The 14,766-nt window shown below is 44.5% G+C and carries 11 protein-coding genes and 1 pseudogene; 5 read left to right on the top strand and 7 right to left on the bottom strand.

Annotation, left to right across the window (positions count from 1 at the left end):
• Positions 1 to 67 precede the first annotated feature (67 nt).
• Positions 68 to 442 (top strand): Fur family transcriptional regulator, encoded by a 375-nt coding sequence (locus CSUNSWCD_RS07920; RefSeq protein WP_009495570.1) that lies wholly within the window; start codon positions 68 to 70, stop codon positions 440 to 442.
• A gap of 127 nt (positions 443 to 569) precedes the next feature.
• Here CSUNSWCD_RS07920 and CSUNSWCD_RS07915 read toward each other — a convergent pair whose 3' ends face one another.
• Entirely contained in the window at positions 570 to 965 is a 396-nt protein-coding gene (locus CSUNSWCD_RS07915; RefSeq protein ID WP_009495569.1) for an acyl-CoA thioesterase, read from the bottom strand.
• A 48-nt stretch (positions 966 to 1,013) separates the two neighbouring features.
• Here CSUNSWCD_RS07915 and CSUNSWCD_RS07910 point away from each other — a divergent pair.
• The 3 genes and pseudogenes from CSUNSWCD_RS07910 to CSUNSWCD_RS07900 form a co-directional block, all read left to right on the top strand.
• Positions 1,014 to 1,736 (top strand): annotated as a pseudogene (locus CSUNSWCD_RS07910) (class I SAM-dependent methyltransferase); the annotation flags it as partial.
• A 43-nt stretch (positions 1,737 to 1,779) separates the two neighbouring features.
• Entirely contained in the window at positions 1,780 to 2,661 is an 882-nt protein-coding gene (locus CSUNSWCD_RS07905) for a cytochrome-c peroxidase (protein WP_009495567.1), read from the top strand.
• Entirely contained in the window at positions 2,658 to 5,093 is a 2,436-nt protein-coding gene (locus CSUNSWCD_RS07900) for a bifunctional diguanylate cyclase/phosphodiesterase (RefSeq protein WP_009495566.1), read from the top strand. The genes CSUNSWCD_RS07905 and CSUNSWCD_RS07900 overlap by 4 nt, the downstream gene beginning before the upstream one ends.
• 273 nt (positions 5,094 to 5,366) lie before the next feature.
• Here CSUNSWCD_RS07900 and CSUNSWCD_RS07895 read toward each other — a convergent pair whose 3' ends face one another.
• Together CSUNSWCD_RS07895 and CSUNSWCD_RS07890 are read right to left on the bottom strand one after the other, a co-directional pair.
• The gene (locus tag CSUNSWCD_RS07895) at positions 5,367 to 5,912 is read right to left on the bottom strand and encodes a DUF1523 family protein (protein ID WP_009495561.1); all 546 of its coding nucleotides are present in this window, start codon (positions 5,910 to 5,912) and stop codon (positions 5,367 to 5,369) included.
• A 76-nt stretch (positions 5,913 to 5,988) separates the two neighbouring features.
• Entirely contained in the window at positions 5,989 to 8,235 is a 2,247-nt protein-coding gene (locus CSUNSWCD_RS07890) for a nitric-oxide reductase large subunit (RefSeq protein ID WP_009495559.1), read from the bottom strand.
• 151 nt (positions 8,236 to 8,386) lie between these two features.
• On the opposite strand from CSUNSWCD_RS07890, the gene CSUNSWCD_RS07885 reads away from it, so the two are divergent.
• On the top strand, positions 8,387 to 8,917 hold the full coding sequence (locus CSUNSWCD_RS07885) for a hypothetical protein (RefSeq protein ID WP_009495557.1): 531 nt from the start codon (positions 8,387 to 8,389) through the stop codon (positions 8,915 to 8,917).
• Positions 8,918 to 9,239: 322 nt separating this feature from the next.
• Here CSUNSWCD_RS07885 and CSUNSWCD_RS07880 read toward each other — a convergent pair whose 3' ends face one another.
• The 4 genes from CSUNSWCD_RS07880 to CSUNSWCD_RS07865 all read right to left on the bottom strand — a co-directional run bounded on the left by CSUNSWCD_RS07880 (position 9,240) and on the right by CSUNSWCD_RS07865 (position 14,501).
• Positions 9,240 to 9,611 (bottom strand): hypothetical protein, encoded by a 372-nt coding sequence (locus CSUNSWCD_RS07880; RefSeq protein WP_157788745.1) that lies wholly within the window; start codon positions 9,609 to 9,611, stop codon positions 9,240 to 9,242.
• An 81-nt stretch (positions 9,612 to 9,692) separates the two neighbouring features.
• Positions 9,693 to 11,465: an ABC transporter ATP-binding protein/permease gene (locus CSUNSWCD_RS07875; RefSeq protein WP_009495541.1), complete on the bottom strand. Its 1,773-nt coding sequence runs from the start codon at positions 11,463 to 11,465 to the stop codon at positions 9,693 to 9,695.
• Positions 11,466 to 11,650: 185 nt separating this feature from the next.
• Positions 11,651 to 13,864 (bottom strand): TonB-dependent siderophore receptor, encoded by a 2,214-nt coding sequence (locus CSUNSWCD_RS07870; RefSeq protein ID WP_009495537.1) that lies wholly within the window; start codon positions 13,862 to 13,864, stop codon positions 11,651 to 11,653.
• 217 nt (positions 13,865 to 14,081) lie between these two features.
• On the bottom strand, positions 14,082 to 14,501 hold the full coding sequence (locus tag CSUNSWCD_RS07865; RefSeq protein WP_009495535.1) for a TOBE domain-containing protein: 420 nt from the start codon (positions 14,499 to 14,501) through the stop codon (positions 14,082 to 14,084).
• Between the last annotated feature and the right edge of the window lie 265 nt (positions 14,502 to 14,766).

The following is a 14,766-nucleotide window of genomic DNA, read 5'->3' as shown; positions in this document are numbered from 1 at the left end:
CAACTTAGTTGCAAATTAATTTTTCTCAGGGTATAATACCCTAAAATTCTTAACGCGGAGGAAAAATATGAGCGAAAATTTGGAAGAAAAAGCCGGTTTTGAGGAGCTTTTAACGAAAAATGATATCAAAATCACTCCGCTTAGACTAGAGATCTTACACATTTTACACGCCGCCGCCGCACCGCTTAGCTATGATGAAATTTTAGCCCAAATCGATGCAAACAAAACCACGTTTTACCGCTGTATGGACCTTTTTGAGACTAAGGGCATCGTGCTAAAAAGCGAAAATAACCGCAAGAATTTCTACGAGCTTGAAAGCGGAGCAAAGGCGTATTTCGTCTGCGACGTCTGCCACAAGATGACCAATATCGACATGCCGCGCCTAAAACAAAATCACGTCAAAAGCGTCGTGGTTAAGGGCGTTTGCGACGAGTGTTTTTAAAATTTACGCTCAAATTTGATGGTAAATTTGCAGCTTAAATCCGCTTGTCGAGCAAATTTTGCCGCAAATTTAAAGCGATTGGTTTCGCCAAAATTTAAAACTCAAATTTGACGCGGGCGCTACAAAACTAATCCTCATAAAGCTTTGCGATCTCCGGCGGTATCGCGATCGGACGACCGCGCGCAAGATCAAAAAACACGTAAGTCGTCACCGCGCTAGCGACCAGTACGCCGTCCTTGCTAAACTCGTAAAAACGCTTGGAGCAGCTTCTTTTTTCGGGCTGCGTCCATGTTTTCACGCTCACTTTATCGCCCAAAAATAGCTGCCCCAGATAGTCTATCTCATGCCTGCGCACCATCCACGTGCGGTTTTGCGCGAGATTGGTCTCGATGAGGTCGCCCACGGCGTTTGAGTGCGCGTTGGCCGCTTCTTGCATCCAAATCACATAGTGAGCGTTATTTGCGTGATGGTTCACGTCGATGGCATCCTCGCCCACGGTAAATTCGTAGTAAAAAATTTTCATTTTCGCTCCTAAAAACGCTAAAATTGTAGCAAAAATTTAAAGGCAAACAAAATGAAAGAGATGTGGGACAAAAAGGCGGCGAGCTATTCGAGATTTACGGGCGAGCCTAGCGTTTTTCATAGAGGGCTTTACGCTAAGATCGCCGAGTTTGGCGTCAAATTTGAGGGCAAAAGCGTCGTTGATATAGGCTGCGGCACGGGCGTGCATACGCTGTTTTTGGCGCAAATTTGCCGCGAGATAACAGGCATGGATATCTCAGGCGAGATGCTAAAAGTCATGGTTGAAGACGCGGCGAAATTTAATATTTCAAATTTAACCGCCGTACAAAGCGATTTTAAAAACTTTAACCCAAACCGCGTCTACGACGTGGCTTTTAGCACGATGAGCCCTGCGATCGCGGATGAGGAGGATTTTGTAAAATTTATAAATTTGGGCGAAAAAAGGGTCTATCTTTGGTGGAACAAACCGCGATATTCAAGCGTTTTAGAGCTTTTTTACGAAGGCTCGCACAGAGGGTGCTTTAAAGAAAAGGCAAATTTTTTCGAAGAGTACTTGCGCCGAGAAAATATCGCTTTCAACTCCTGCGTGCTCGAGGAGTCTCGCGAGCAAAAACGCACGCTTGAAGAGATGACGCAAAACGCGCTTTGGCATTTACAGATAGCAAATTTTACGCACGATGAAAATGCTGTCAGATCGCGGCTAGAAAGCATCGCGCAGGACGGCTTCGTGACGGAAAAAATCGTCTCTTCAATGAAGCTTTTAGTTTTTTAAGATATAATCGCTTTATTTATTTAAAATTTAAAAAGGATTTTAGTTGTCGCGAGCGTTTTTGCAGATATTTTCGTGCGTTTTATGCTTCTTTTGCGTTCAAGCTTTCGCCGCTTCGCACGTTTTATCGCCCGTCACTCAACTAAAATTTGACGAACAAAAAGCCAGGCTAGGCAAGGAGCTGTTTTTCGATGCCTCGATAAGCCTGAGCGGAACGCTATCTTGCGAGAAATGCCATAATCTTTACTGGGACTTAAGCGGCACGAGTAAAAAAAACGTAAAAATCTCCGCCGACGAGGAAATTAGCCCGCCTACCGCGCTAAATTCGGCGTTAAATTTTATCTTTTTTAAGAACGGAGAGATAAAAGACTTAGCGGCACAAGTAGAGCGAAGTCTGATTAGTGAAAACGAGCTTGCTAGCGAGCCGAAATTTCTAGTCCAAAAGGTAAATCAAAACTCCGTTTATAGGAATAAATTTGAAGAGCTTTATGAGGATGGGGTAAGCTTTGAGGGTATCATCGATGCGCTGGTAAATTTTGAAAAAGCCCTCATCACGCCAAACGCCAAATTTGATAAATTTATCAGCGGCAACGAGAGCGTTTTTAATGACGAGGAAAAACGCGGATTTGAACTATTTAAAACCATCGGTTGCATAAACTGCCACAGCGGCGTAAATTTAGGCGCCAACATCTACTATGATCCAAAATTTAACGAAGACAATAAGACGGCGCGCTACAAAGTGCCTAGCTTACGAAATATCGAAAAAACTGCGCCTTATCTTTATAGTGGAGAGATAGCGAGCCTCAAGGATTCGATTAAATTTATTGCTAAAAAGTATATAAACTACGATTTAAGCGACGATCAGACGCTTTTACTTTATAAATTTTTGCTGACTTTAAGCGGCGAAAAACCGGAAATTTTAAAATGAAACACAAGATAATCTTCCATAAAATTTTGTTTTTTATCATCGTTTGTATCGCATTTTTCGGTACGATTATGACATATAAGGCTACCAAGGATTTGGTAACGGCGTATGAATGGAAGGGTACTATCGAGAATATGATGGATGCCAATAGCGAGGTAAATTTTTTATTTGATAAAAGCCTCCTGGAAGCCGACTATGATGCAGTGGCGCGCTATACGGCGGAGTTGAAAGATGGTCTTAGTAAGCTTGACGGGAGTAATCTAATATCATTTGAAAAACTTGCGCTAAACGAAAAAACTTTTAGCGAATTGGAAAACGCGGTTGAAAAGAGAGTCGATCTAACGGATAAATTTAACTCCGCGACGACAATGGCGAAACTTATTTACGACGAGATAATTTTGAAATTTGAAGCTCTAGACGGACTTTATTTTAACAAACTTATGCCGCAAATTTTGATGTTTAGGTACGATTTAAACATTGACCTAAAAGGACCTAGGAAGCTTTTAAACGAGTATTTAAAAGAGCCGAAGTTGAGCAAAAGCGACGCTGGATTTTTAGCCGACGTACAAAAATTACTCAGTTGTTACGAACAAGTACAAGAAATTTATAGCCGTATAAATTCTCTTGAAATCAATAAAAAACTATATAATCTAAAAAAAGGCAATGAACGCTATATACAAAACGTATTGTCAAATTTGCGCGAGACGATAGTATTGGTGTTTGCGTTATTTGCGCTGGCGTCAGTTTTTATCTATGTATCTTACGTCAGAGCTAGAAACAATATTAGGCTACTAAATCGTTTCGAGCAAGCCGTAGATAATAGCTTTAATGCCATAACTTTTACCGATCTCAATAGAAAAGTAAAATACGTAAATAAAATTTTCGAGCAAAATTTCGGATATAAATTTGAAGAGTTAAAAGATAAAAACATAAACATTATAAAGTCTCGCCTGCACCCCGATGAATTTTATCAAGATATGCTAAAAACCATAGAAGCGGATCAAATTTGGCGAGCCGACGAACTAGTCAGTAAAACAAAAAGCGGCGAGCTAATCTATGAACAGGTAATTTTTTCTCCGCTCTTTAACGAAAGTGGCGACAAAGACGGCTATATGTCGATCAAATTTGATAAAACCAAAGAGATCGCGATGACAAAAGAGCTCGAAAACAAAAACAAAGAGCTACAAAACGAAGCGTTAAAAGACAAGTTAACGGGGCTTGGCAGCTACTTTGCTCTAACGCAAAGGATGGAGCAGGGCTCGGGCGGCATGATCATCTACATAAACATCAACAACTTTATGGATTTTCGATTTTTTTACAAAACAAAGACCGTGGACGCCATCATTGCTTCATTTGCGGCGACGCTTCAGCTTTGCATCGATACTTATAAAATGGACGCAGATATTTACAGGGTACAGTTTGACGAGTTTTGTATTTGGTATTGCGGCGATGATGCGTATTTGGCGGTGCGCAGATTTATTGATTATTTTAAGGCTAATAACCTTTATATTACAGTTGAAGGCGCAAAGGAATTTATCCCTAATATCAAAATAACCATAGGCGTTAGCATGCCTCAAGATACGCCCCAAACAAACCGCCTAACACAGGCTATGTTAGCTCACCATGAAGCTAAACAAAATGGCGAAACGGCGCAGTTTTATACTGAAAATAGTCACATCGAACAGCAGTATTATCACAACCAAGTCATGTCGCGCACCATCGAAAACGCGCTATATAACGATACCGTGATCGTCGAGTGCCAGCCGATCTACGACGTATCTGGCGAAACGGCTCGAGTCAAATACTACGAAGTGCTCGTGCGCCTTATCGACGAAAACGGCAAGATCCGCTATCCGGGCGAGTTTTTGGACATAGCAAAGAAAATTTCGCTTTATAACGATATCACCAAAAAGGTCGTCGAGCACGTATTTAGACTCGTGGAGAAATTTACAAACACGAGCTTTTCTATGAACCTTTCTAGCAGCGATATCGCAAACGAGAGCATAAGGGATCTTATAGAGAAAAAGCTACGTGTCTGCTCAAGGCCTGAGCACGTGTATTTTGAGATATTAGAGAGCGAGGGCGTGGATGATTACAAGATCGTAAATGACTTCATCAACAAGATCCGCACTTACGACTGCAAAATCTCGATCGATGATTTCGGTAGCGGCTACTCTAACTACTACCGTATCTTGGAGCTTGATATCGACACGATCAAGATCGATGGCTCGATCATCAAAAAGCTGCCGTACGACAAAAACGCTAGGTATCTACTGCAAACTATCATCGACTTTGCCGGAAGACAAGGCTATAACGTCGTGGCAGAGTTTGTAAGCTCAGAGGAAATCCTCGCCGAGATAAAGAAATTTGGCATCAAATACGCGCAAGGGTTTTTGCTGGGTAAGCCGATCTCGCCGAGCAATATCGAGGAGTAAAACGCGCGGCGGCTTTGTGTCGTTAAATTTAGCTCGTCTTAGTCAAATTTGCCCGCTCAAATTTGACTACTCCTGCATCCAAACTACCAAAAATCCGAGCAAAACGATAACCAAAAATAATCCCGCCTGAAAATAAAAATTCTTTTTTAAATTTTCGTTTATTAGAGCACAAAGCTCGTATCTTCTTTGGCCTCAAATTTTACGTCAAATTTACCGCTACTGCCTAGTCAAATTTGAGCGAGGCGACGAAAAGCCGCTCAAATTTAGCTTGGATTATAAATTTGAGCTTGGCTCGTCTTTAAATTTTCTTCTAACAAAAGCGGCGCAAACCACAAACGAAACCGCAGTCAAAGCGTAAAATATATAGCTAAAAATAGGATTTGCACGGGTCTCGCCCTCTTTTAGCTTTTTAACGGAAACGGCGTTTCTAAACATATCAAACATCGCGATGCGCCAGCCGTAGTATTTGATCTGCGCCCTGCCTTCGCCCACTAGACTTTGCGCGGCAGCTTGGACGTCGGCGGAGTTAAATTTAAAATAAAGCGGCAAGCCCCAGCCCGTATCCTCGTTGCGATACGGCATCACCTTCGTGCCGTTTAACTCCCGCGTGTAGATAAAATACACGTCGCGCGTCGGGCCGTCGGCGGGATTTTGCGCGTCGATAAAGCCGTCTTTGTCCATGCGCTTGACCTCGCCGCCCGTGATGATCACCTCGTCGTAGTGCGGAAAAGCGTAGTTTATCGCCGCAAACGCTAAGGCGTGCAGGGCAAACAGAAAGGTAATGATGGAAATTTGAAAGTATTTTTTGAATTTTTGCATTTTCGTCCTTTTGGGGCGAATTGTACAAGATAGAAGTTTAGAAGAAGCTAAGCCCCTAAAGTAGGGGCTTAGGCGGTTAGGCTTTAGCCTTGCAGCCGCAGCTTCCCGCGATAAATTTAAGAATCTGGATAAAGAAGCAAACGCCGCCGATGATAAAGATCGTATCGCCGATCATCCTTAGCCAGCGTAAATTTTGCAAGTGATCCATTTGCAGGAACTCCGCGCTTCTAGCGTACCACATGCCCACATCTATCGCAGCGACCGCTTGATAAAGACCGATCGGAAGCAGCGATGCTACGATCATCAGCATTAGTCCCGCGTTTAGCGACCAAAAGCCTACTTTCATCAGCTTGTCGTTAAATTCTTGCCCTTTGAAAAGATAAAGCGCGACGAGCCAAACAAAACCTAGCGCCAAAAAGCCGTAAACGCCAAACAGCGCTGCGTGTCCGTGCACCGAAGTGGTGTTTAGTCCCTGGATGTAGAACAAAAATAGCGGCGGGTTGATAAGGAAGCCAAACACGCCGGCTCCTAGCATATTCCAAAATGCCACCGCAATAAAGCAGTAAAGCGGCCATTTGAGATTTTTCGCCCAGCTTTGCGCAAACTGAAGCGAATACTGATGAAACGCCTCTGCTCCAAGAAGCACCAAAGGTACGACCTCAAGCGCGGAAAAGCTAGCGCCCACAGCCATGATCGGAGTGGTTGTTCCCGCAAAATAAAGGTGGTGGAAGGTGCCTGGGATACCGCCGATCAAAAACAAGCTAGCACTTGCCAAGGTTGAGTAAGTCGCAAATTTTTTGCCCACTAGACCCAAAGATGCAAACACGAATGCAAGCGACGCGGTCGCAAATACCTCGAAAAAGCCCTCGACCCAAAGGTGAACGACCCACCAGCGCCAGTACTCCATCACCGGTAGCGGGCTTCTTTGTCCGTAAAATAGTCCCGCGCCGTAGAAAAGTCCCACCGCGATAGCAGAAGCCGTAAATATAGCTAGCAGGTTTTTATCGCCATCAGCCTTAAATCCGCCCACAAAGCCGCGAAGCACGAGCGCCATCCAGATAACAAGACCGACAAACAAAATAAGCTGCCAAACCCTGCCAAGCTCGATATACTCGTATCCTTGGTGTCCCAGCCAAAAGCTCAGGCTAGCGTCCATCTTGCCCGCTATCGCCATGTATTCGCCGATAAAGCTACCCACGACTAGGAAAAGTAGCGCGTAAAATAGCAGATCCACGCCTAGTTTTTGAAATTTAGGATCCTTGCCGCCGTTGATGATAGGCGCCAGGAAAAGTCCAGCCGCCAAAAAGCCCGTCGCGATCCAGAAAATGCTCGCCTGGATGTGCCAAGTGCGCGCTAAAGAGTACGGGATATGCTCGGATAAATTTATACCGTAAAACTCCTGCCCCTCGACCGTGTAGTGCGCTACAAAGCCGCCTATCATGATCTGGAAAACAAAAAGCGCGAGCGCTACAAAAAGGTACTTGCCAAGCGCCTTTTGAGACGGAGTCAAATTTAGCCTTGAGAGCGGATCGGCATCGATAGGAGCGAGCCTTTCGTGATCTTTTTCTCCGTAGAAATTTGAAAACCAAACTAAGAGGCCAACGCCCGCAACCAAAATCGTAACGCTAATAATCGTCCAAAATACGTTTTCTTGCGTCGGGATGTTATCTATGAGCGGTTCGTGCGGCCAGTTGTTCGTGTATGTAGCCTCGCTATTTGGGCGATTTGTCGCCGTAGCCCAGGTCGCCCAGAAGAAGAAATCATTTAGCTGCTCGCGGTTTTCCTCTTTGGCCAGCGTGTTGTTTTTCATCGCGTAGTTTTCGCGTAGCTTTTGGTATTTTGGGTCGTTACCAAAAAGTCCGTTATACTCGTCACGTACTACCTTTGCCGCGGCGATCCTCTCGTCGCTGATCGTTATAACGCCGTTTTTTAGCGTATTCGTGCGGTATTCGCTTTTTGTTAGAGCTTTGATGTTAGCTTGCTGTTCGGTGCTTAGAGCGTCAAATTTGGCTCCGTAAAGCTGAGCGGCCTTGATATCCATAAACGCGACTAGCTCTTTATGTAGCCAATCAGCCGTCCAGTCAGGCGCCTGATACGCTCCGTGTCCCCACACCGAGCCCACCTGCATACCGCCGATGCTTTGCCAGGCTTCCTGGCCTTTGTAAATTTGCTCTTGCTCGATTACGATTTTGCCGTTTTTATCGGCAAAACTCACCACGGGCGGCGCTTCGCGGTAAACCTCTACGCCGTAGTAGCCCAGTATCCCGAAAGCGATGGTGACGACAGCCACCAGCGCCCACCAATACTTCTTGTATTCACGCATACTTTGTCTCCTTTTGAAAAATTCGGACAAAGTTTATCCAAAATAAATTTGCGCAAAAATGATGTATATCAATAAAAGGACTAAATTTGTCCTTAAAATATGCCTTATATTAAAAAATGTATAATTTCAAAAATATATTTTAGGAGATTTTATGCTCAAATTTGAGATCGTTTATAAATTTTGCCTGGTTTGCGCGCTGATCTTGGGGCTTAGTTTGCTCGCATTTTCGGGGCTAAATTTTGCGCTCGGAAGGTACGGCGAATTTTGGATGAGCGCGCATAAATTTGCGGGCTTTTTGGTTGCGCTTGCAGCCGTTTTGCATGTGATAAATCGCAAGAAAAAGCTCATCAAGCTCGCAAACGAATTCATAGACATCCTCACGCGCCGCAAAAACCCGAGCATGTGCAACATGGACCGCATCATCGCATCGCTCGAGCCATACACGATCGCTGAGATCTCGCAAAAACTAGGCTTTGACGAGGCCGAGTTTTGCCGCACCTTGCGCGAAAACGGCGTTAAATTTAACAGTGCCGATCAAACCCTTCGCCAAATCGCTTTTTTAAATGACGAAAAGATATTTTTCGTGCTGGTTCTCATCGTCGAGGCGAAATTTGGCAAGAGATTTTGCGGCGAACTAAAATTTAAAGGCGCTAAATTTAACGGCGGCATAAAAGCAGCGTGAGCTCGGCGCGAGCGAGACGGCGGCTAAATTTATATTTTTGAAAGGGCTCAAATTTCAAAAATAACCGCAATTTTAATCATAACTTTTAACGTTTTACTTTTTGGCGGGATTATTTGGACTATATTTTGGCGCAATCCTAGCAAGCTCAGCCGACGTCAACTCGTCGCAATAAAAGCGACTTCCGCCGCACTTGCAGATAGTGCCCATAAATGTTGCATACTGCCTAAACAACATTAGCTATTCACGCTTTATCGTACGACTTAAAAAGCAAAGGTTGCTTTAAAATAATTTTTGGGAGCAATTTGGCTCCCGAATTAATTTTTTAAAGTGGATTTTTTAAATACCAAATCTCGTCAAATTTTTCAATCGCATATTTACGAGCTCTCTCTCCGCTTGCAAATTTTATTTCAATTACAAGCTCGGCATGCTTATGGTCTATCATGTTTATTTTATAAACAGAGGCATCAAGTATCTTATCTGATTTAATATTTTCTAGCTCTTTTTCTATTTTTTTGGCTATTTTATCTTGCTCGTCTTTGCTATCAGTTTTAACTAAAAACGCCATATCGACTGGATTATTTTTGAAGGTTTTAACGACTTTTTCACCTAATTCCTCAGGCGTTTTTGCCTCGTCGCTTCCGCAACCGACCAGCACGAATGCACCCAAAGCCAATGAAAATAAAATCTTTTTCATTTTTTCTTCTGTTAATAAATTTGTATAAAATTTTATCGTTTTTTTGTAAAGCCAAGCTTGCTTCATTTGAACTGTAGATGGTTATATTTGCTTGACAGGACCGATATTGATAACCTTGTCAAAAATAAATTTAAGCTCCTCTTGGTGCGTGATCATGAGTACGCCAAGGTGCGGAAAGTCGCGCTTCAGGGCGGTTAAAAGCTCTTTTGCCAGTGCGCTATCAAGCGCCGAGGTTGCCTCGTCAAGCAGCAAAAACACAGGCTGCATAAAATAAACCCTCGCAAATGCAAGCCTTTGCGCCTCGCCTCCGCTTAAAGTCTTGCCCCAGTCTTTGATTTCGTCTAGCTCGGGGGTAAATTTCTCTAGCCGCACTCGTCGTAAGATCCCCTCAAAATCGGCGTCTGCGCTTTGTAAGTCGCTAGGATACGCGATAAGCCGCCTTAGGCTCATGCACGCTAAAAACGGCTTTTGCGGCACGACCATAGTCCCGCACGGCACGCAAACCTCACCCGAGCCGTGATCCCAGATGCCCGCGATATACCTAAACACGCTGCTTTTGCCCGTTCCGCTAGCTCCGCGCAGTAGCGTCCATTCGCCGCTTTTTACGTTTAAATTTAGCCCGCATACCAGCTTTTCGCCGCTTGGGGTAAAAATTTGCAAATTTGAGCACTTTAGCTCGTTTTGTTCGCCACTCTCGTCAAATTTAACGCTCTTAAATTTATCCTGCGCCAAATTTGCCGCCGTTACCTGGGCGGATTCGCTCACTCCGTCAAGGTTGCTGTTTTGTCCGCTAAATTTAGCGCCAAATTTGACCTTGGAGTCCGCTGCCTGCGCGATCTCGACGAATTTATACACGCGCTCCACGCTCGCGGCCCACTCCATGATCTGCTTATAGTAGTCCATAAACCACGCAAAGCCGTCCTGCACGCTATAAAACGCCGAGCGCGCCCGCATCATGTCGCCAAACGTCATCGCCCGCGCGAAATAAAGCGGCAAACAGGCGAAAATGGGGATTAGATTCGTGATTTTTAAGTAGCTAGCCGAAAAGCACTCTAGGCGAAACTCGGCGTTCATGATGACACGCCAGTTGCGCACGACCTCGCTAAAACTCGCTCTAAAGCGCGATTTTTCAGCGCCGGCACCATTCATTAGCGCGACGGCTTCAGCGTTTTCGCGGGTGATTAGTAGATTTACACGGTAGTCGGCCTCAACCTGCTGTTTTTTGTAGTTTAGGCGCTTTAAGCTACGGCCGATGAGGTGGGTTATTAGCGAGCTAAAAAGCGTATAAACGAGCGCGACGTAGACCAAAAAGCCTTCTATCGCAAACTCGCGGCCAAACGCGCTAAAGTGCAGTACCTTCGATGCTTCCCAAAGAATAAATGTGAAAGCAAAAAGCTTGGAGAGGTTATAAACCATGGATTTTATGAGATTTACGCTTTTGTCGGCGAGCAGGAGGCTGTCCTCGGCGATACGCTGGTCCGGGTTATCAAAGCCAGCGGCGCCGGACAATCGGTAGAAATTTGCGTTTTTTAGCCATAGATTTTCCATCTCTTCGCTTAGGTTCTCGCGCCACGAGATCACGAGCAGCTTTTTAAACCAGTTTCCTATCACGATAAAAAGCACGATAACGGCGGTATAGGCGAGAAATTCGCCCACAAGCGGGAGCATGAGATCTTTTTCAAATTTCTCGATCGCGTCGTAAAATTTTTTATCCCAAGCGTTCATTAGCGTCGCGACCTTGACGATGGCTAGGCTAGCCCCCAGTGTCACGGCCAGCATCGCCCACGCCACTAGCGAGCGCTTACCCGTCCAAAACCAGCTCGCGATGATGAAAAATTTCTTTAAAATCTGCAAATTTAGCCTTTTTGTTTGGTTTTTGCGCTCTGCTACGAGCGATAAATTTACGTTCAGAGATTTTTATGCGGCGCAAATTAGCCTAAATTTGGCCTGCTTTGTTCAAATTTAAAACGCGAAGCGGTATGTTTATTTACCGCTTCGAAAAAGCTGAAATTTACGCAAATTTGATCCCGCAAAGTTCTTTAATACGTATAGTTAAACGTCAGCGTGAAATTTCGCGGATCGCCGTAGAAGTTGTTCATGCCGGCGGTTCTGTTTTGCGTATTCATAAAATACTTTTTGTCGGTTATGTTTTTGACCGCGAGTCCGAGGCTGAAATTTTTGTTGAAAAAGTAGTTTACGTTCGCATCCCAAAGCGCGTATGCTTTTTGCGTAGGCGCTACGTAGGCTACGTTTTGATAAAAGCCCGAAGTCGCGCTCTGCCATCTAACTCCGGTGCCAAAGCTTAGCTTTTGGCTGCTAGAAAACGGTATCTCGTAGCTGGTGTAAATTTTAAACAAGTGCTTAGGTACGTAGGATTTTGCGTTCGCGCCTTTGTCGTAGTTTACGTTTGTAGAGGTCTTTTTCTCGCTTTTCATATAGACGCTTTTGTTAAACGTATAGCCAGCAAAGAGGTTCCACCTATCCGTTAGCGCGCCTGAAATTTCAAGATCTAGGCCGCGGCTTCGCACCTTGCCCTCGGCGATGCTGTTGGCGGTATTTAGCGGATCTTGGATGGCTCTGTTTTCTTGTACTACCTGAAATAGCGCGACTGCTGTGTTTAGCGCGCCATCAAAGTACTCTGATTTTACGCCGGTTTCTACGTTGTAGCCTACGATCGGTTTTAGGATGTTTTTGTTCGCGTCCGTCGCGCTTTGAGGCTTAAAGATCTCTGCGTAGCTAACATACCAGCTGTGATTTTTAGCAAAATCCCAAGTAAGACCCGCATAAGGCGCGAAATGATTTTTGGTGAGATCTAGCGTCTTTTTACTCGTGTGGTTTTTGAGGTCGTCCCATTTTTTGTCGTATTTTACGCTGGTAAATCTGCCGCCTACTAGCAAGTGCCAATCATCCGTGAAGTTATATCTCGTGCCGATACCAAATGCTCGCTGGTAAATTTTAGTCGTGTATAGGTCGTCATCCGTTATCGTGCTACCGTCCCAGTTTGGCTCGGCTATCGCGGCGCCGTTCCAGTTATATAGCCCGATACCAAGCGAGCTTAGGCTGGCGTTTGGCGCCCATTTGTCGTGGCGTGTAAATTTCTCGCGAGAGAGCGAGCCGTTTACGAAAAACTCGTGCTTACGCCCAAAAAGCTCGTATTTGCCGTCCGCGCCGATTTGCAAATTTACCTCGTCCGATTCATTGTCGTATTTTCTAAATCTCAAGTTGTGCGTCGGTCTTGCGATCGCGACGTTATATGGGTTCGTGCCGCCCATCGCGCCAAATTTAAACATACCTTCGCTTTTAGTGTAGTTTAGTTTGGCGTAGATTTTCGTATCGTCGCTAAGTTGATGCGAAAGCTCAGTAAAGGCGTTAAATTTCTCGTATTCGCTTTTATCCCAGCTCGAACCGAAATAGCTTTTGCGGCTCAAATTTAAAAGATTGCCGCCAGCATCGCTAGCCGGTACGCCGTAGATATCGTAGACGCCGATCGTTCTTTGCCAGATGAGGCCGGTAGTTAGCATCGTTTTATCAGTGAGATCAAACTCAAGCGTACTGCCCAGCGCCTCTCGGTGACCGTTTTTGTGGTTTTTAAACGAGCCTGTTTTGTTTAGGATTCCGATTAGTCTACCGCGGATCGTGCCGTCTGTGTTTAGCGCGTTGGTTACGTCAAACGAGCCTCTGTAGTTGTTCCAGCTGCCCATACTTAGCCCTAGATTTATTCCAAGCTCGTCGCCGGGGCGCTTGCGGACTAGATTTACCGTGCCACCAGGTTCGCCGTTACTCTGCGTAAGTCCCGCTACGCCGCGTAGTACCTCGACGCGGTCGTAAAACTCGAGATCCGTAAATTCTTTTGAAAATCCAAGTGTACCTTGAGCCGTGATAGATACTGAGGATGCGACGCCGTCTTCTTGGATGTTGTCGATGTTAAATCCTCTAGAGACGATGCGGTCGCGCCCGCTGTCGCGATAAAGCGTGATGCCGCTCGCGTAGTTCATCGCCGTATCGACGTCTTTTAAATTTAGGTCTTTGATGAGCTGATTTGAGACAACGGAGACTGATTGCGGAGTCTCGCGGATACTGAGATTTAGACCCGTGGCGGTGCTCATATTTCCCGTCGTATACGAGCCCGTACCCTCGGTCGTCGATAGGTCGGCTTTACCGTATGCGGTGACCTCGCCGAGGTTTGCATCGACTGCGTAGAGCGAGCAAGCAAGGCACATAGATAAGCCTATAAATTTGCAGTGAGCGTTCAAAATTTTCTCCTTAATATTGATAATGATTAGGCGAATTATATTTCAAAATATTTAAGAAAAAATAAAGAACAAACAAGCACTAAATAAGAAAAATCAGGGGTTAAATTTGAGCGGATAGATTTGGTATTTTAAGTGAAATTTGAATAAAAAGCGAAGGTGAATTCGGATCAAATTTAAAATTCAGCGAGCGCCATAAAGCGCTCGCTATGTAAAAGAATTAAGCACCTATGATGATGTGGCTAGCTTTGATTATAGCAGTTACTTCATCGCCCGCTTTTAGAGCTAGATTTTTAGCAGATTCGTTAGTGATGATAGCGCTTAGCTTATCGCCACCTGCTATCTCGATATCTACTTCAGCGTTTACTGCGCCCTCTACTACTTTTACTACCTTACCTTTTAGTTGGTTAGTAGCGCTTAGCTTTAGACCGTTATCGCCTTTAGCTACTATGATAGAAGAAGCCTTAAATAGATAAACCACCTTTTTACCCGCTACTAGATCTAGAGCCTTTTGGCTATCTACGGTTACGGTTGCTTTTACGGTCTCTCCGCCTTGCAATTTTGCTACGATTAGAGAGTTTACCGCTCCCTCTCTTACCTCTGTGATTTGTGCGGCTAGTTGATTTCTTGCGCTAAACATTGCGTTTTCCTTTGTGATTAAATTTGATTTTGTATTAAAATCTGGACGAATATTAACAACTTAAACTTTTATAAAACTTAAAAAACGAATATGCAAAAATTTAACTTTATTACTAAAAACGCATACATTAACGATTATCGGAATTTTAGGTATTTTGATAAATGAAGTAGAAAAATTTAATTTCGTAAGTTGAAATTCGGGACAAACATTTTTTGGGTTAAATTTGAGTGAAAATAGAGCAGGGCGGCTAAATTAACCGCCCGAA

The sequence above is a fragment of the Campylobacter showae CSUNSWCD genome (genome assembly GCF_000313615.1).
Classification (GTDB): domain Bacteria; phylum Campylobacterota; class Campylobacteria; order Campylobacterales; family Campylobacteraceae; genus Campylobacter_A; species Campylobacter_A showae_A.
Note: the sequence above shows the minus strand (reverse complement) of the source record. Positions and strands in the feature narration are given on the sequence as shown.